The organism is Shewanella sp. MR-4 (assembly GCF_000014685.1).
Lineage (GTDB): Bacteria > Pseudomonadota > Gammaproteobacteria > Enterobacterales > Shewanellaceae > Shewanella.
Genome location: NC_008321.1, coordinates 2,298,482 through 2,316,849 on the forward strand (window position 1 = coordinate 2,298,482; position 18,368 = coordinate 2,316,849).

Here is an 18,368-nt window from a genome sequence, read left to right on the forward strand (position 1 = left end):
TTGGAGAGATGATGACGACCAAACCTATCCTCGTAGCGCTTGATTACGATAATAAAAACCACGCCTTACAACTGATAGATCAACTCGATCCCAACATGTGCCGCCTTAAAGTGGGCAAAGAAATGTTCACCCTGTTTGGCCCACAATTGGTGAAAGATATTCACGACCGTGGTTTCGATCTTTTCCTCGACTTAAAGTTTCACGATATTCCTAATACGGTCGCCAAAGCGGTCGCGGCCGCGGCAGAACTGGGCGTGTGGATGACAAACGTGCATGCCAGCGGCGGCTTGGCCATGATGGAAGCGGCAAAAAAAGCGTTGCTGCCCTATGGTAATGATGCGCCTATGCTAATCGCAGTAACGGTTCTCACTTCCATGAGTGATGAAGATTTAAAACTCATCGGCATTGATGTTCCTGCCTTTGAGCATGTGCAACGTCTCGCGAAACTCACCAAGCAGGCGGGCCTCGATGGTGTAGTCTGTTCGGCGCAAGAGGCAAGCGTACTTAAATCACTCTTAGGTCAAGATTTTAAACTTATCACCCCGGGGATCCGCCCTGTGGGCAGCGACGTGGGCGACCAACACCGGGTGATGACGCCATCGCAGGCGCTTGCAGCCGGTTCTGATTATTTAGTGATTGGTCGACCAATCACTAAGGCCGCCGACCCTCTGGCTGCACTGCAGGCGATTCATCAATCTCTAGCTTGAGAGACATGGTGACAGCCATTGCGGCTTAAGCACTTATTCGCGCGTTAATTTGACCGTTCACGGAGAATGCCCATGCTGAATACTACGATGTTTAATTATCAAGGTAAGAATGTTGTCGTTGTCGGTGGTACGAGTGGAATTAACCTCGCGATTGCCAACGCCTTTGCGCTGGCTGGCGCGAATGTGGCGGTGGCGAGTCGCAGCCAAGACAAGATTGATGCCGCCGTGTTGCAGCTAAAGCAGTCAAATCCTGATGGGATCCACCTTGGGGTGAGTTTTGATGTCAGGGATTTGGCTGCGGTCGAGCAGGGGTTTGACACTATCGCCTCCGAATTTGGCTTTATCGATGTGTTGGTAAGTGGCGCTGCAGGTAACTTTCCGGCTACAGCGGCAAAACTCTCTGCTAATGGCTTTAAAGCCGTGATGGACATTGATCTGCTGGGCAGTTTTCAAGTGCTAAAGACGGCTTATCCTTTACTGCGTCGCCCCCAAGGGAATATTATTCAAATCTCGGCGCCGCAGGCATCGATAGCCATGCCAATGCAAGCTCATGTGTGCGCTGCTAAAGCTGGTGTAGACATGCTCACTCGGACATTGGCGATAGAATGGGGCTGTGAAGGGATTCGAATTAACTCGATTGTGCCTGGTCCTATTGCGGGCACAGAAGGCTTTAACCGCTTAGCGCCGAGTGCAGCTCTGCAACAAGGAGTGGCACAATCAGTACCGTTAAAACGCAATGGTGAAGGGCAGGACATTGCTAATGCCGCGATGTTTTTAGGCTCTGAGTTGGCCTCCTACATCACAGGGGTTGTGCTTCCTGTCGATGGCGGATGGTCGCTCGGTGGCGCCAGCATTGCGATGTCGGATTAAGCGAATTGGCACCAAAGGGCAATAAGTGATAGTGCAACACTCAAAACCTTGTAACTAATTTATTTGATAGAGAAATCGGGTGAAAATCCATGGCGAATGCATTACAAGAGCAGCTGCTTAAGGCTGGCCTTGCCAGTAAACAAAAAGTGCGCGATGTGAAAACGCAAAAACGTCGCGATAAAAAGGCGCGCGTTGACGATGGTTCAAGTGCATTGAAGCACGAGATTGCTGAGCAAAAACGTCTGCAGGCAGAAAAAGATAAGGCATTAAACGAACAGCGTTTTGCTGAGGCTACAGCACGCGGGCAAGTGCGTGGTTTGGTGAGTGAGTTCACTCAATTTGCCATTAAGATCCCAAGCCATGCCGAGGTCAAGTTTAACTATACCCTCGATAATAAAATCTATTCAGTCTATATCGATGAGAAAATCCAATCGGAACTGCTTAAAGGACTGTTAGGGATCGTTCGATATGAAGATAAGAGCTACCTTGTCCCCCATAAATTGGCTGAGCGCGTCAATCTTTTAGTGCCACAATGGTGCGGTTATCTATGGCAACAGGATGAAGGGAAGGCGATAGAGGTCGAAGATGACCCCTATGCTGATTATGCGATCCCGGACGATTTAATGTGGTAATCAATGCGTTAATCGTGAGCTAAGCCGACGACGCATTGCTTATCTCTGGCTACACTAAAACCCTTAAGGCAACTTAAGGGTTTTTTATTGCCCGTATTTCACATTAACGGTTTTACTGGTTCTTAGTTACAAAGTGAATTTGTAATGAGATTGTTTTCTGTATTGAACTGGTATAAATTAAAACAACTGTTTAAATCCTACGTTTAAGAGTCTACCCATGAATCCTTACCAAGCTCCGTTAGCGGATATGCGTTTCTTATTGGAACAGGTTTTTGATGCGCCAAATACTTGGGCACAACTCCCTGATATTGCTGAAATGGTCGATATGGATACGGCCGGCGCGATTCTCGAAGAAGCCGCGAAAATCAGTGCTGAATTAATCCATCCGCTTAACCGTGCTGGCGATGAGCAAGGTGTTCTTCATCAGGATAATCGAGTGATTACGCCCGATGGTTATAAAGCCGTTTACGATCAATATTCCCAAGGCGGCTGGGTGGGCCTGTGTGGTGAACCCGAGTTTGGTGGTATGGGTATGCCGAAAATGCTCGGTGTGTTAGTCGATGAAATGGCTTACAGCGCCTGTAATGCATTTACCCTGTATGGTTCACTCACGGCTGGTGCCGCGCTGTGTATTAATGCCCACGGCAGTGAAGAGATCAAAGAAACCTATTTACCAAAACTCTACAGCGGTGAATGGGCAGGGGCTATGGATATGACGGAGCCTCAGGCGGGCTCAGATCTACGTAATATCCGTACCCGTGCGATCCCACAGGATGACGGCAGTTATGCCATCAGCGGCAGCAAGATTTTTATCACGGGTGGCGATCATGATTTAACCGAGAACGTCATTCATTTAGTGCTCGCAAAACTTCCTGAAAGCAAAGGTATTTCACTGTTCCTCGTGCCTAAAACAACGGTCAATGCCGATGGCAGTTTAGGCCAAGCGAACGGTGTCACTGTCGGTTCAATCGAACACAAAATGGGTCTTAAGGGCTCTGCAACCTGCGTGATGAACTTTGATGAGGCCAAAGGTTACCTGATTGGCGAGCCTAATCGTGGTCTAGTGTGTATGTTCACTATGATGAATTACGAACGTTTAGCCATTGGTATTCAAGGGCTTGGCAGTGCACAAGCCGCTTATCAAATGGCCGCCGATTATGCCAAAGAGCGCAACCAAGGCGTTGCCGCTGGCGGCTCACCTACGGGCAGCGACTCCGATCCTATTATTGTGCATGGTGACGTGCGTCGTATGCTGATGACAATCAGAGCGATGACAGAGGCGGGGCGCGCACTCTCAGTATTTACCGGTAAACAACTCGATTTAGCAAAATATGCCGAAGATGAAGTTAAAGCCAAGGCTGCTCGTTATGTGGGCTTGTTAACACCTGTAGCGAAAGCATTTTTAACAGACCGTGGTTTAGATGCCACTATCATGGCACAGCAAGTGTTTGGTGGTCATGGCTATATTCGCGAAACAGGCATTGAGCAGTTAGTACGTGATACTCGTATTGCCCAGATTTACGAAGGTACCAACGGCATTCAGGCCATCGACTTCCTCGGTCGAAAAGTCACAGGTGACAACTTAGCGACGCTAAAAGAATTTGTCGCCGAGTTGAAAGCGCAAATGCGCGGGTTCACCCGAGTTGATGCGGTGAAAGTGGCCGCCGTTTGTGCCCGTTTAGATGCCTTAGTCATTGTCGCTGAGTCAGTCAATGAACACAAAGTCGCTCAGCCAGCACTAATCAACGCGAGTGCCGTCGACTTTTTGGATGCCTTTGGTTACACCCTCTATGGTTTCTATTGGTTAGCCATGTTAGATAAAGCCGTTGATGCTGAAGATAAACAGTTTGCCGAGCAGAAATCCTACCTAGCCAAATTCTATTTCGACAAGTTGCTGCCTAAAGCTGACTATCACTTAGCGCAAGTGCGCGCGGGAGATACCAGCACAATGGCGATACCAGCAGAACTGTTCTAACGCAAGCTTAATCGCGTTAAGCGTTCGAATTTACCTAATAAAAAAGCACTGATATTCAGTGCTTTTTGTTTTAATTGCTGTGTATATGACTCTACACCTTATTGGATATTAATCACTTAACTTAACGGTGCTCAGCTCTGTGGTCGTTGTTTGGCTGGTCTGAGTCTGAGTTTCGACAGCGCTCAGCAGCCGAGTTAAAAAATCGGCGCTAAAGGCGGGTTTACGCTGTTTTTTAGTTTCGGGGCTAATGCCGTTCTCAAGTACCACAAATAGAATATCCCGTTGCTGCGCTAAACGCATAAAGCCAGCTAAATTGGCAACGCCCTGCATCGAGCCGGTCTTGGCAAACACTAGATGTTTTAAGGGCGGTTTAGTATATCCCAAGCGATATTGCAGTGTGCCGCTGACACCGGCCTCGGGCAAACTGTCAATGAGGGTGTGAAAGCGTGCATCTTGGTAAATGAGCGCCAGTACATCGGCTAACTGTTTTGCGCTCAACAGGTTATAGCGAGAAAGCCCTGAACCATCGACAATATTAGCGTTGGTTAAATCAATCCCAAGCTCAGTCAGAATATGGCGCATAGCCGCAGCACCATGGGTAAAGCTGCCTTGGGCTTTGTAATAATTTTGCCCCACGCGCTTAAACAAACTGTCGGCGATGAGGTTATCCGACTTCAACAGCATGGTTTTTAACAGCTCAGGCAAGGGCGCGCTGCTATGGCTGGCAATCAGTTTCGCCTTAGAAGGGATGGTATTGCCTATTTTCACTTTCCCCGAAAGTGATATTTCCCCCTTGAGCGTCGCGGTTAGGGTGTCCATGGCAAATTTTTCGGGATCGCTAATGGCAATCGCCAGTGGTATCGCTTCACTGCCGGGATAGCAGCCGCGTAGATGATATTGGTTTTGGCCAAGGCGTACTAAATCGAGCTGGCAAAAATCATGGCCTGCTTTAGGGGAGAATATGGCATCGCTACTGACTTTCACCCCAAAACTGGATGCCCTTAATTTGACCTCAGAGGCATGTTTGGCTGAGCTTGGCGCAAACTGCCCATAAACGCAGTTTTGATTGATGATGTAACTGGATACCGGCGCTGCAAAGCAAATCCCTAGGTCATCCCACACCCAACCAGGTGCTTGTAATTGTTCCTGTTTATCCCCGATCAGATAGAGATGCCCCTCAATGCTTGTTATGCCTTGCTTTTGTAGATGGGCAAACAAGGCTTTGAGATCGTCCTGAGTCAGCGTTGGATCGCCGCTAAAACGCAGATAAACACTGCCCGCAATATGACCTTGGCGAATGGGCGCATCACTCCAGAGCTCAGTGACATAGCGAAAATCTGGGCCAAGGCTGGCCATAGCGGTCACGGCGGTCAGCACCTTTTGCGTGCTGGCGGGGATAAATAAGGTATCGGCTTGCTGGCTGTATAACAGGGTATTAGTACTTAAATCACGGGCCAGCAAAGCGACTTGCGAATGACGCGGGGCAATGTCGGCGATTTGCTTGGCAAATGTCGACTCATCCAGCGGATGAATTGCTGCAATCGCTTGGGTTGGCAGCAGAATACTTAACATGCTGCCTAAAAGTAATCCCTTAAGCTTGGGGCGAGTGAATGATGCCTGTAACTGATCCTTGTTTATCGAGTGCGTCATAGGTGTCCTGAATGTCCTTTTTACCATTAGCGGTCATTGCTGCCATCGTCTTTTTCCATAAGACGATACAGCCTTAGGGTGACAAATAAAACTAATCCAATAAAAAGCGGCAAAATGAGTAAGCCAAGTTGTGCTTTAAAATGAAAAATTCCCCAGGCTAAGGCTAGAGTGAGGGCGAGGGTCAGTAGGATTTTTTTATTCATAGTGTTTGACAATAGGGACGGACATACGACGTTTTAGTTTACGCTAAAACAACAGAGACAGGCAGGCATGTCCGCGGAATAACCCTTTTTTGTGACTCACGCACCATTTTATTAACGTGATTTTGTACGGCCCAATACGCTCTGGAGATAAAGAATAAAAGCATTTAGTTAACCTTTAAAGCCAGTATCTTAGCCTGCATCTTGTGTGACAAATCGCGGCATTTTAATCCTTAGGATTGGCAATTCGTCGTTTCAGGTCAAATTACCAGCAAAATAGGCGCTATCCCGGGTCCTTTTCGCCGAAAAGTCTTGCCGAGTTGCAGTGAAGTCGGTAATTTCTACCCCTTACGATTTTAGGATCTCAGGTAACCACTAAAACCATGCCTCATATTAGTATGCGCGGCTTGCCACAGGCAGTTGTTGCAGAGCTTAGCCAAACATTACTGCAGTCTTTGGCGGCTATATGTAAAGGTAATGCAGAGAGTTTTACATTAGATTGGATCCCAAGCATCAGCTACCGTAATGGTAGAATTGATCAACGCTTTGTCCAAATCGAATTGCTTTGGTTTCCTGTCGACCCTGATATCCATCTTAAAGTAGAACAAACGATCAGGCTGGCAGTGACAGAAGCCTATCCAGAATTAACCCAAATTGCTGTGATGTTTTTGTCACTGACCCCAAGCGCTTCCTATCGGGGTGGTCAGCATGTTTAAAGGAGGATGCCTTGCTAGATAAGCTTGGTGGAATAGCCATTCAACCCGAGGCTTTAACGTGGTTGCTTACGCCATGCCGATTTAAGGCAGAATTGCTTAGCCGTATCGAAAATGCCAAGGACAGCATTTATATCGCCGCACTCTATCTTGAAGACGATGAGGCGGGGCGCGAAATTTTACAGGCCTTGATGACGGCTAAGGCGAATAACCCCGCGTTAGATATCAAGATTTTGGTCGATTTTCACCGTGCTAGACGCGGCTTGATTGGTCACAAGGGCGACAGCGGTAACTATCTGATGTACCGCAAGGTTATGGCCGAGGCAGAGCATCCTATTGACATTATGGGCGTGCCGGTCAAATCCCGTGAGTTTATGGGCGTGCTGCACCTTAAGGGCTTTGTGATTGATGATGCGGTGATTTACAGCGGTGCCAGCCTGAATAACATTTATCTGCAGCAAAACGATAAATACCGCTTCGACCGTTACCATGTAATTGAGTCGGCCGAGTTAGCGCGCAGTATGCGCACTATGATCCAGCGTTATATCATTGCCGATCCTGCCGTTGCCTCACTTACTCAAGATGCGCAGCAAGAAGTCTTGCCACCTAAAACCGATGTGCGCAGCTTCAAACTGCGATTATCACAGGCACAGTACGAGTTTAACGCGACCCGCAGTGGCAACCGTGTCACCCCTTTACTGGGATTAGGCCGCAAACATAACCTGCTGAATAAAGCCGTGATTGCCATGGTGGAAGAGTCAAAAGATAGGCTGTTTATTTGCACGCCTTATTTTAATCCTCCCTATATTTTGGTGCGTGCCTTGGCTAAGCACCTGCGCAAAGGCAAACGTATCGACATAGTCGTAGGGGATAAAACGGCGAATGATTTTTACATTCCGCCCGAGCAGGATTTTTCTACCATAGGGGCCTTGCCGTATCTGTATGAGCAATCGCTGCGAAAATTTGCTAAGCGTCAGCAATGGGCAATCGATAATGGTCAGCTTAATATTCACCTGTGGAAACACGGCATCAATAGCTATCACCTCAAGGGGATCAGTGCAGATGGTCGTAAGCATTTGATCACGGGCTCAAACTTAAACCCAAGAGCATGGGCGCTGGATTTAGAGAATGGGTTACTCATTCACGATGAAAGCGGTAGCTGGAAGGCGCAATTCGAGGCCGAACAAAGCCATATCCTCGAACACACGCAACGGCTGTATCACTACAGTCAAGTGGATACCTTACAAAGCTATCCCGCCCCAGTGAAGAAGATTATGAATCGCATTAGAAGGCTAAAAGCAGATTTCCTGCTCAGACGGATCCTCTAATCTAAATCGGAACAATAAAATAGCCCACATCTGTGGGCTATTTTATTATTGGCTATATGCTCACTATGAGTTTTGTGGTAACAGAGTGTGATGGCTATCGTTTTGATCCCTAGCATAATGCAAGGCGACAATCACTAACAGCACCATCAGTGCACTCAGCAAACCGATACTTAACTGGCCACCCATAGGCACTAAAGACATGGTTAAGGCGGCAAGCCCCGCGCCGAAATTTTGTAAACCGCCTAGCAAGGCACCTGCAATTCCTGCCTGACGCGGAAATGGTTCTAAAGCGGCCGAGGTTAATGTCGGAAATAACATGCCTGCGCCGCTAAAGAACAGAATTGAACCTATCAATAAACTCCACCCCACGACCAGCTGAAATATTCCGGGGATCAAGATAAACAGCGCACCCGCTCCCAGAAGGGCAACACCTTGTAAAACAGTTCGCTGTGGCTGTTTTTTTCTGCCAGCAATAAGGGCACCGAGCAAATATCCTGGGATTGGGGCCACAAAATAGCAGCTCACCATAACAGGCGAGAGTTGCAAATATTGGCCATAGAGCACACCAGCTATGGCTTCGAAGGCGGCTATTCCGGCAAAAGTGGCGATAAGAGACAGCAAATAGGCCCTAAAGCCACGGTGACGCAGCACATGGCGATAGGATGCCAATATGGGTTGTTGTTCCCGCTTCTCTTTTGGTAAGGACTCCTTAAAGCCAAAGCAAATGAGTAGCCAAACAAAAGAGCCAAATCCAAATAGCACCCAATAAACCGCTTGCCATCCAAAGTAAGCCGAGGCGAAGCTGCCTAAGAAGGGCGCCACCAAGGGCAAAAACACCACGGCCATAGACACATAACTATTAAATTTTACTAAGTTATCGCCAAAATAATGGTCCCTTGGAATACTGCGGCACAGCGCGCCGGCACTCGCTGTACCCAGTCCCTGAAGTAAGCTCGCGAAAATCAGTTGGCTAAAACTTGTGGCTTCTGCCGCCATAAACGCGCCGACGATAAAAATCCCGATGCCAATGAGCAGCGGAATTTTACGCCCAACTCGGTCGGATAATGGGCCATAGATAAACTGACATAAGCCGTAGGCGAGTAGATAACAGGCCATCAACGCCTGTAATTTACTGGCATCCACGGCTAAGCCCTGGGCGATAAGGGGGAGTGCGGGGACAAATATGGTTTGTGCCATCTGCCCGCAAGCCACCATAAATACCAGCATAAAGAGTAACTGAGTAGTGTTGCCTGCTGCGGGTGTCGGCGCTTTTTGTGAGATTAAAGACGGTATTTTGTCTGACATCATAATTCCATTAAAAAGCAAAGCTGAACGATGGCGCGCATATTACGCCCAAATAATTTCAGTTCAAGTATCAATCATATTGATTAACATAGATATTTTTTCGTCGAGTTGACAAGTTTTATTATCAATTTATGGCTGTAAAATTTAGCTTACACCTAGTTTTTAAGTGGTTAATAAGGTTTGATTATTGATAACTGAGTGCTGGTAAAATTAATTGCCACAAGCCTTTTATTCACAATATTTTAATTAAACAGATAGGGATGGAGAGCTATAACGTTGCTCTCCACCGAGATGGACTGTGAAGGCTATCGCAAGTAAAAGGAATAAATGTCTAGATTGTGGATTAGTTTGGCAGTGTTTCTAAACTGGTTAATATTTGGTAGCCCACAGTCACCCTAGGGGGCACGGGATAATTTTTATTACTGAGTAACACCATGGCCAGTTTTTTTGCGGGAAGATAAGCCACATAGGCGGCAAAACCGCCGGTTGAGCCAGTCTTATTTACCCACTGATCAGACTGTTGTACCTGTCGCGGCTCGATGGCTTTAACTGGCATGCTACCAAACACTACATCTTGAGTATGTCCCGCAAGTAGCTTGTCGAGGGTTATTGGATAGGGATAATGCTCCCAAATCATCTCTTGTGTCATCATGCCCACATCAAAATAGCCCATATGTGTGGCATCGATAGCCTGTTGCAGCGTGTTAGAAATAGTATGCTGTTGCATATTAGTCTCAACAAAACGCAGTAGATCGACGGCAGATGTTTTTATTCCGTAAGCCTCATCGGCCAATACGCCGGGATTAAGACGCACCGGCTGGTCTTGCTTATTATAACCTTGGGCATAATCAACCATTTTATTTGTTGGCACCTTAAGATAACTGCTAGTCATGCCAAGTTGTGGAAAGACGGTTTGTTCCATGGCCTCAGTAAAGCTTTGCCCCAACTGTTTTGCCGCAATTAAGCCGAGTAAGCCAATGCTGGGATTGGCATAGTTACGGTGTGTTCCCGCGGCATAAGCGGGTTGCCATTCTTTAAAATAACGCATTAATTCAACATTGTTGGTCACCTTATCAGGCACTTGCATGGGCAAATCGCCCGCGGTATGGGTCGCGAGATTGATAAGATTTATCTGGTCAAAAGCACTGCCCCTTAATTCGGGCACATACTCACTCACCTTATCCGTGAGTGTGAGTTTCCCTTGAACTTGAGCATAAGTTGCGAGTGTCGCGGTAAAGGTTTTACTGATGGAACCTATCTCAAACAATGTGTTTGTACTGACTCTTTGATTGCTGGTCTTAGAGCTAACACCATAGGGGAAGAAATACCTTTGCCCATTGAGGCTGATCCCAACGATTGCACCTGGGATCCCATACTCTGTCATTAAGGGATTAACCGCCGAATCTACAAGGGCTTGGATCTGCTCTGTTTGTAGGTGTTCCGCATTGCGCGCATCTGATGCTGCATAGGTTAACAATGGCGTAGTCGAGAGCAGCAATAAGCCTAACGCGGTTGGCCCCAAACGATTTGAACTCAATTGACCTGAAAATCGGGCATTATGGGGATGTCTTAGGAGGGACTGACTAAATGTAGACATATAATTCCTTTGATTATGATGGAGGCTCACCGAATGCTACAGTTTAAACATCTTCTACGTATAAAAATCGGTGAAGTAAAACCATATATTGATGAAAGATTTAGCATGATTTAAGCCATACTGGCTATCAGATTTGCCCTAGGCGACTTAAGTGATGGCAAAAGGTTATCAATCAACTGGTAAAGCGTTGCAATCTAAGCTGCTTAATGTTGCTTAAATGCTTTTTAGTTGACTAATACAATATCGTTTTCGGTCAAATTGATGCGCTTTGAGTTTATGTAAAGGGCGCTTTTACATTAGGCTAATTGCGCCTTTCTCGGCCAAAGGATACACTGCGCCACCGCGCCGAGGTATATGCTAAGCCGCGTATACTGAGTACTGCTTTTGATAACGAATTTGACAGAGAATTGACCGAGAATTGGCTGCCATGGCTCTAGCCCCCCACGCTGTACATCGTTTATATGAATACCGTAAATCCCTTTCAACTAAGCCCTTTGGCGCCCGCGGAAAAAAACTCATCCGCTGTCACTTGTGTCTATTGGGTGAGCAATTTTGTACCTGTTCGCTGCGTAAACAGTTGACTACTCAGGCAAGTTTTATACTTATCATGTATAACGATGAGGTATTAAAACCCACCAATAGTGGCCGCTTGATTGCCGATCTTATTCCCGATACTCATGCCTTTCTCTGGTCGCGCACCGAACCCGCCCCTGAGCTGCTGGCACTATTGGCCTCAAGCGACTATCAACCGTTTTTAGTCTTTCCCGCGCAATATGCCGACCAAGGGCAAACCGTATTGACTGAAGTTCCTATGGCGAGTCTTGCCGAGGGTAAACGACCTTTGCTGATTATGCTCGACGGCAGTTGGCGTGAGGCAATTAAGATGTTTCGCAAGAGTACCTATCTGCAAGGCTTACCTATGTTGTCCTTCGATCCCGACACCTTAGCAACCTACGCCCTGCGTAAGGGCAGCCATGACTTTCAATTAGGCACGGCGGAAGTGGCGTCATTGGCATTGGCGGCTATGGGCGAAGAGGCCAATGCCAAGGCATTAACGGCATGGTTCGATCTCTTTGTTGAGTCATCATTGCTAGGACGTAACCGCCGCTGCCGTGAAGACATTTTACCCATCAGCGATTTTACCGACGCCTTTGAAGCGGCTTACCATGCTGCAACGCCTACCAGCAATTAATCACTTAATTCATCATTTTATGCTCCCCGAGTGTGCAGCCATGTACGCTTGGGGAAAAATGTTTCCCAAGCATTCCTGTAGTAATCGTTTTAGCATTCCCGTCACAAATCATTGAACTTATTGATTTTAAAATTTCAATTTTATCCCGTTTGTCTTACACTGGGTTTGCATTGGTCACAGGACGTTACCTAGAACCGACTAAAATTGTTCAGACCACTTTGCCTATGCGAGTGGTTCCACTGTGTTTAGAGTGCGGGATTCGCAAATGCCTCAACCATCTGTTATAGCTCGTTTTTCAGTATCACGCTTCGGCTCATTTCCCCTTTATTTGAGTGGTGTTTTGCTCTGTCTCTCTGTGAGTGGCTGCAAGGAACCCGAGATTAAAATCTCCCCCAAAATGGTCGTGGTGGAGAAAGTCACCACGGCAACTGTGCCGCTCTACGGTAATTATATCGGCGTGACCCAAGCCTCCTTAGATGTGGAAGTACGGGCGCGGGTCGATGGCTTTGTAGAGGAAAAACGTTTTGTCGAAGGCAGCGCGGTCAAGGCGGGTGAACTGCTGTATCAGATTGATAATAAACCCTATGTAGCTGTGGTGAATCGGTTAAAGGCCAAACTCTCTTCACAACAGGCCATTGTTGATAAGGCCGAGCGGGATGTTAAACGTCTAAAGCCGCTATATGAGCAAGATGCCGCCAGTCAACTCGATTATGATAATGCACTTTCCACACTGGCTCAGGCACGATCTAACCTCACTGCGAGCCGCGCCGAAGTGGAGGAGGCCGAATTAGAGCTGAGTTATACCGAAATTAAGGCACCGATAGCCGGACTGGTGAGTCGCTCCGAGGTCGACATTGGCGCACTCGTGGGCAGTAAGGGCCAATCGCTCCTGACGCGGGTTAAACAAGTTGACCCGATTTATGTCAGCTTTAATATGTCGGCGCTCGATTACTTAAATGCCCAGCGACGCTTGACCAGTTACTCGGCGAAGAAAGAAGCTGAGGTTGAAGGTAAGGCGCTGGCAGGCTTTGTGCGAATTACGCTTCCCGATAACAGTGAATACCGCTATTTAGGGGATGTGAGTTTTACCGATCCCCAGGTTAACCCCAATACTGGCACCTTTGAGGTGCGGGCCATTCTGCCCAACCCTGAGAAGGAGCTGTTGCCCGGCCAATATACCAATGTACGGATTAAATTATCCGAAATCCCCAATGCGATTGTCATCCCGCAAAGAGCTACCCAAGTGGACCAAGGCGGGGTATACGTGATGGTAGTATTGCCCAATAACACGGTCGAACGGCGCTTTATCGTGATCGATCACCAAGGGATTGAAGGTGTGGTGGTCAAAAGTGGCCTCAAGGCTGGGGAGATGGTGATCACCGAAGGTATGCACCGTGTACGCCACGGGCAAATTGCTGAGCCATTAAGTGCTAAGGAATACGCCGAGAAGGAAGATGAAATGTCAAAAGCCGAGGCACTTAAGCGCCAAGCCTTGGAGCAGCAAAAGCAGGAGCAAAAATAATGGCGCAGTTTTTTATTAATCGGCCGATTTTTGCCAGCGTTATCTCCATCGTTATCGTGCTGCTCGGGGTGATCGCTATGTTTAAGCTGCCCGTCGATCAGTATCCTTACATCACGCCGCCACAGGTGACGATTTCGGCCTCTTATCCGGGCGCCAGTTCTACTACGGCCGCCGAGTCCGTCGCCACACCGCTCGAACAGGAAGTGAACGGTGTGCCCAATATGATTTATATGAGTTCAAAGAGTACGAACTCGGGCAGCACCAGTGTGACTATTACCTTCGATGTGGGTACTAATGCGGACTTGGCTGCGGTGGATGTGCAAAACTCCGCTCAACAAGCTTCGGGTGGACTGCCAATCGACGTGCAAACCGAAGGGGTGACTGTCTCTAAAGATGCGTCGGTGGAATTATTAAAACTGGCGTTAACCTCGAACGATGAAAGGTTCGATGAGATTTACCTCAGTAATTACGCCACCATCAATATCGAATCGGCGCTCAAGCGGATCCCCGGCGTGGGCCGCACCCGTAACACGGGTTCACGCAGTTATGCGATGCGTATTTGGTTAAAACCCGATGCCATGGCGGGGTATAGCTTAACCACCACAGATGTGATCAACGCCATCAAGGCACAAAATAAAGAATCCCCCGCAGGCACCATTGGTACTCAACCCAATAATGACGATATCAGTTTAACCTTGCCCATCAGTGTGGCGGGCAGATTAAGCTCGGTGCAAGCATTTAACGAGATCATAGTGCGCGCCAACCCCGACGGCTCAATTATCCGGCTACGGGATATTGCTGGCGTAGAACTCGGCTCCTCCGCCTACACGTTGCAATCCCAGTTAAACGGTGAAAATGCCACCATCTTACAGGTGTATTTGCTCCCCGGCGCCAATGCCCTCGAGGTTACCCATAAGGTGAAACAGGCGATGGCCGAACTGTCGCAAAAGTTTCCCCAAGGGATGAAATGGGAAGTGTTTTATGACGCATCCATCTTTATTCAAGAATCTATCGATGAGGTGATCCACACCCTCATCGAGGCCTTAGTGCTTGTGGTGTTGGTGGTTTACTTGTTCCTGCAGAATGTGCGCGCCACTTTGATCCCCGCCATTGCGGTACCAGTTTCCTTGATAGGCACCTTGGCGGCCATGCTGGCCTTTGGTTTTACCATTAATACTGTGAGTTTACTCGCGCTGGTTCTCGCCATTGGGATTGTGGTCGACGATGCCATTGTGGTGGTCGAAAACGTCGAGCGTTTAATTCACGAGAAAGGCATGAGCGCCATCGATGCGACTCGGATTGCGATGAAAGAATTGTCGGGTGCACTGGTTGCCACCAGTTTAGTGCTCTGCGCGGTATTCGTCCCCGTGTCATTCTTAGCGGGGATCACAGGCATCATGTACCGCGAGTTTGCGGTGGCAATTACGGTTGCCGTGTTGATTTCTACTCTAGTGGCGTTGACCCTAAGTCCCGCACTCTGCGCCTTACTATTAAAACCGAGTAAGGCACCACAGCGGGGATTCTTTCACTGGCTGAATCGCAAACTCGACTTGGGGACCAATCAATATGTCGGTTTAGTCGCCTTAACCAATAAATACGCCAAACGCAGTTACTTAGCTTTTGCAATTATGTTTGGTGGTACCTATTTCATCATGTCCCACTTACCGAGCAGCTTTATGCCCGACGAGGACCAAGGTCGATTCTTTATCGATATGACATTACCCGATGGCTCTACGGTTAATCGTACCGAGGCGATTTTAAAGAAAGCCGAGCAATATGTGCGCGCCAATCCCGCTGTTGCCTATTCATTTACGCTGGCGGGGGAAAACCGCCGCTCGGGGGCAAATCAGGCTAACGGCCAATTTGAAGTGGTGCTTAAGCCTTGGGCTGAGCGCGAAGCCAGTCATGCCACGGTACAATCCGTGATGAAGGCGATAGATAAGGATCTGAAAAACGTCTTAGAAGCTGAGTTTAACCTGTATTTGCCATCGGCCGTCCCCGGTTTAGGCAATGGATCTGGGGTGGAAATGCAGCTCCAAGATACCTCAGGCACCCATTTTGATGGCTTGATTGAAACCGCCAACGAATTAGTCGAGCAGCTAAAGCTGCAGCCTGAGGTTGCCAGTGCCAGCGTGTCGTTGCAGAGCGCAATCCCGCAATTGCACTTAACGGTCGATGAGGCAAAGGCGATGGCGATTGGGGTGAATGTGGGTGATATCTACAGCACAATCAAAACCTTAACCGACTCATCAACCGTGAATGACTTTAACCTCTTTGGCCGGGTGTATCGGGTGAAGATCCAAGCGGAAGAGAGTTACCGTCAATTCCCACACCAAATCAAAGATTATTATGTGCGCTCATCGAACGGCGCTATGGTGCCGATTGGTGTGCTGGCTAAGTATGATTATACGGTGGGACCATCTTCCGTGACCCACTACAATTTATTCTCCAGCGCCTCCATCAATGTGACGCCCGCAACGGGCTACGCGACAGGCGATGTTATTCAAGCCATCGAGCGGGTCGCAACGCCGATCCTGCCCGATGAGTTTAAATACGAATGGACAGGCATTACCTACCAAGAGGTGCAGTCGGCAAACCAAACCGGCATTGCCATTGGGTTAGCCCTGTTATTTGTATTCCTGTTTTTAGCTGCGCTCTATGAGAGTTGGAGTATCCCTGTGGCGGTATTGCTGATCGCGCCCATCGCACTCTTAGGCGCGGCGGTCACGACCTTAATCAGTGGTATGCAGAGTAACTTATTCTTCCAAGTGGCATTTATTGCCTTAATCGGCATGGCCGCGAAGAATGCGATTTTAATTGTCGAGTTTGCCAATCAGTTGCACCAGCAGGGGCGTACGCGAATTTCGGCGGCGCTCGAAGCGGCGACCATGCGCTTTAGGCCGATTTTAATGACCTCAATGGCGTTTATTCTTGGGGTGTTACCGCTGGTGTTATCCGAAGGGCCAGGGGCCGTGAGTCGGCAATCAATTTCGTTACCTATCCTGGGTGGAATGGTGTTGGCAACCACCATAGGTATAGTGTTTGTGCCGCTATTCTTTGTGACGACCGCAGGCTGGGTAAAAAAGAAAACCGTTAAACAACCTATTAAAACAAAAGAGGAATTACTCCTAGATCAAGAAACCGTTGAGGAGGTGAGCCGTGGTTAATCGCCTAACTCTATCCGACTCTCAATCAACGGCGGCTCAGCCTTGGATACAGCCCATTTCGTTTGTTTTTCGTTTGCGCGTAAAGCCGCTTTATCTAGGGCTAGTGACGGCATTCAGTGTTGCGGGTTGCGCCATGGGGCCAGATTACCAGCGACCCGAGCTGGCATTACCGAGTCAGTATCAAGCGCAAATCTTGTCGCAAACAACTGCCGAGCAGGGGAATATAAAGGACGTCTCGGCCCTCTCTTGGCGGCATTTTTACCAAGATCCTGTACTGATTTCCTTGATTGAACATGCGCTGGCGAACAATTTGGATCTGCAAATGGCGCAGTCGCGCCTGCTCGCCGCCCGTTCAAAAATGACTGTGGTCGACAGTGCGCTTTGGCCAGAAGTCTCGGCAAATTTAGGCTATGAGCGCAGTCTCGATAGCGGTGCAACCAGTAAGGATCCCAGCCCGACTACCGCAGTGGATCTGGCGGGCACTGTGTCGTGGGAGCTCGATCTATGGGGTGCCAACCGCAGGGCGAGTGAGGCCGCAAAAGCTGATTATCTCTCTGAGGTTGAAAAACTGAGGCTCACCTATGTCAGCCTTATCAGTGACATTGCTAGCCGTTATTATGAATGGCTCGATATCGAGCAGCGTTATAGTGTGTCTATCGATACCGTAGGCATACGGCAGAAGGAACTGGATATTGCCAAGCTTCGCCATGCCAATGGTGTGATTTCGGGTCTTGATGTGCGTCAGGCTGAAGTTGAGCTGCAGAGTACAAAAGTGACCTTGCCGACATTAGACTATGAAAGAAAATACAAAATAAATCAGCTGCATATCTTACTCGGAGAATACGATTACGCCTTTCCATCTCCTCAAGGTTTACCCGAGAATGTTGGTTTACCCTATGAGCTGAGCGCAGGCGTGCCCTCTGAATTATTGACATTAAGGCCCGATGTCAAAATGTCAGAACAAGCAATGATAGCCGCCAATGCGCAGGTTGGGATTGCCAAGGCTGCGTTCTTTCCTAAGTTCACCATTTCGGGCCAATATGGCCGGGAAAATAATCACCTTAAGGATATTTTTGATAGCAATGGTGTGACTTGGTCGCTCCTTGGCGGCATTAGCGCGCCGATTTTTAATCGCGGCAAGATTGCCGCCGAATACGATATCGCCACCGAAGAGGCGAAACAGTCGATGCTAAGTTATCGCAATGTGGTGTTGACCGCTTATTTTGATGTGAACGATGCGCTGAATAATCTAAAACGTGCCCAAGAGGCCATCAAAGCGCAAAGGGAATTAGTCCAATCTTCATCGGCTTATGCGCGTCTTGCACGGCTACGTTACCAAAATGGTGTCGCTACTTCGCTGGATTTAATGGATGCGCAGCGGCAATTATTTAGCGCTCAACTAGCCTACAGCGAGATCTTAAGGGATAAGCAATTGGCCAAAATTGCCCTGTATCGCGCCCTCGGTGGTGGCCCAGTTAACGAATAAAAAATCCCCGCAGTAGCGGGGATT

The 18,368-nt window shown here is 48.3% G+C and carries 14 protein-coding genes; 10 read left to right on the forward strand and 4 right to left on the reverse strand.

Features of this window, described 5'->3' with window-relative positions:
• Positions 1-11: 11 nt before the first annotated feature.
• From pyrF to SHEWMR4_RS10155, 4 genes are all read left to right on the forward strand, one after another.
• Positions 12-707 carry an orotidine-5'-phosphate decarboxylase gene (gene pyrF, locus SHEWMR4_RS10140; protein ID WP_011622698.1) on the forward strand — a complete coding sequence of 232 codons (696 nt, stop codon included), beginning with the start codon at positions 12-14 and terminating at the stop codon, positions 705-707.
• Positions 708-779: 72 nt separating this feature from the next.
• The gene (locus SHEWMR4_RS10145; protein ID WP_011622699.1) at positions 780-1,577 is read left to right on the forward strand and encodes an SDR family oxidoreductase; all 798 of its coding nucleotides are present in this window, start codon (positions 780-782) and stop codon (positions 1,575-1,577) included.
• 89 nt (positions 1,578-1,666) lie between these two features.
• A complete protein-coding gene (locus SHEWMR4_RS10150; RefSeq protein WP_011622700.1) occupies positions 1,667-2,209 on the forward strand; it encodes a DUF2058 domain-containing protein in 543 nt (180 codons plus the stop codon).
• A gap of 217 nt (positions 2,210-2,426) precedes the next feature.
• Positions 2,427-4,184 carry an acyl-CoA dehydrogenase family protein gene (locus SHEWMR4_RS10155; RefSeq protein WP_011622701.1) on the forward strand — a complete coding sequence of 586 codons (1,758 nt, stop codon included), beginning with the start codon at positions 2,427-2,429 and terminating at the stop codon, positions 4,182-4,184.
• A 108-nt stretch (positions 4,185-4,292) separates the two neighbouring features.
• On the opposite strand, the gene dacB is transcribed toward SHEWMR4_RS10155, so the two are convergent.
• Entirely contained in the window at positions 4,293-5,834 is a 1,542-nt protein-coding gene (gene dacB, locus SHEWMR4_RS10160) for a D-alanyl-D-alanine carboxypeptidase/D-alanyl-D-alanine-endopeptidase (RefSeq protein ID WP_011622702.1), read from the reverse strand.
• A gap of 26 nt (positions 5,835-5,860) precedes the next feature.
• Positions 5,861-6,037: a hypothetical protein gene (locus tag SHEWMR4_RS10165; protein ID WP_011622703.1), complete on the reverse strand. Its 177-nt coding sequence runs from the start codon at positions 6,035-6,037 to the stop codon at positions 5,861-5,863.
• Between the two features lie 380 nt (positions 6,038-6,417).
• Here SHEWMR4_RS10165 and SHEWMR4_RS10170 point away from each other — a divergent pair, with 380 nt between their 5' ends.
• Positions 6,418-6,750, forward strand: coding sequence for a DUF1904 domain-containing protein (locus SHEWMR4_RS10170; protein ID WP_011622704.1), 333 nt, complete (start codon positions 6,418-6,420; stop codon positions 6,748-6,750).
• 11 nt (positions 6,751-6,761) lie between these two features.
• Positions 6,762-8,075: a CDP-diacylglycerol--serine O-phosphatidyltransferase gene (gene pssA, locus SHEWMR4_RS10175; protein WP_011622705.1), complete on the forward strand. Its 1,314-nt coding sequence runs from the start codon at positions 6,762-6,764 to the stop codon at positions 8,073-8,075.
• A gap of 63 nt (positions 8,076-8,138) precedes the next feature.
• On the opposite strand, the gene emrD is transcribed toward pssA, so the two are convergent.
• A complete protein-coding gene (gene emrD / locus SHEWMR4_RS10180; protein WP_011622706.1) occupies positions 8,139-9,383 on the reverse strand; it encodes a multidrug efflux MFS transporter EmrD in 1,245 nt (414 codons plus the stop codon).
• Positions 9,384-9,723: 340 nt separating this feature from the next.
• Positions 9,724-10,977: a class C beta-lactamase gene (ampC, locus tag SHEWMR4_RS10185; RefSeq protein WP_011622707.1), complete on the reverse strand. Its 1,254-nt coding sequence runs from the start codon at positions 10,975-10,977 to the stop codon at positions 9,724-9,726.
• A gap of 427 nt (positions 10,978-11,404) precedes the next feature.
• Between ampC and SHEWMR4_RS10190 the strand changes: the two genes are divergently transcribed.
• The 4 genes from SHEWMR4_RS10190 (at position 11,405) to SHEWMR4_RS10205 (ending at position 18,344) form a co-directional block, all read left to right on the forward strand.
• A complete protein-coding gene (locus SHEWMR4_RS10190; protein WP_011622708.1) occupies positions 11,405-12,169 on the forward strand; it encodes a tRNA-uridine aminocarboxypropyltransferase in 765 nt (254 codons plus the stop codon).
• A 265-nt stretch (positions 12,170-12,434) separates the two neighbouring features.
• Positions 12,435-13,691: an efflux RND transporter periplasmic adaptor subunit gene (locus tag SHEWMR4_RS10195; RefSeq protein ID WP_011622709.1), complete on the forward strand. Its 1,257-nt coding sequence runs from the start codon at positions 12,435-12,437 to the stop codon at positions 13,689-13,691.
• Positions 13,691-16,858 carry an efflux RND transporter permease subunit gene (locus SHEWMR4_RS10200; RefSeq protein ID WP_011622710.1) on the forward strand — a complete coding sequence of 1,056 codons (3,168 nt, stop codon included), beginning with the start codon at positions 13,691-13,693 and terminating at the stop codon, positions 16,856-16,858. The genes SHEWMR4_RS10195 and SHEWMR4_RS10200 overlap by 1 nt, the downstream gene beginning before the upstream one ends.
• A complete protein-coding gene (locus tag SHEWMR4_RS10205) occupies positions 16,851-18,344 on the forward strand; it encodes an efflux transporter outer membrane subunit (RefSeq protein ID WP_011622711.1) in 1,494 nt (497 codons plus the stop codon). Before SHEWMR4_RS10200 ends, SHEWMR4_RS10205 begins: the two co-directional genes overlap by 8 nt.
• Positions 18,345-18,368 lie beyond the last annotated feature (24 nt).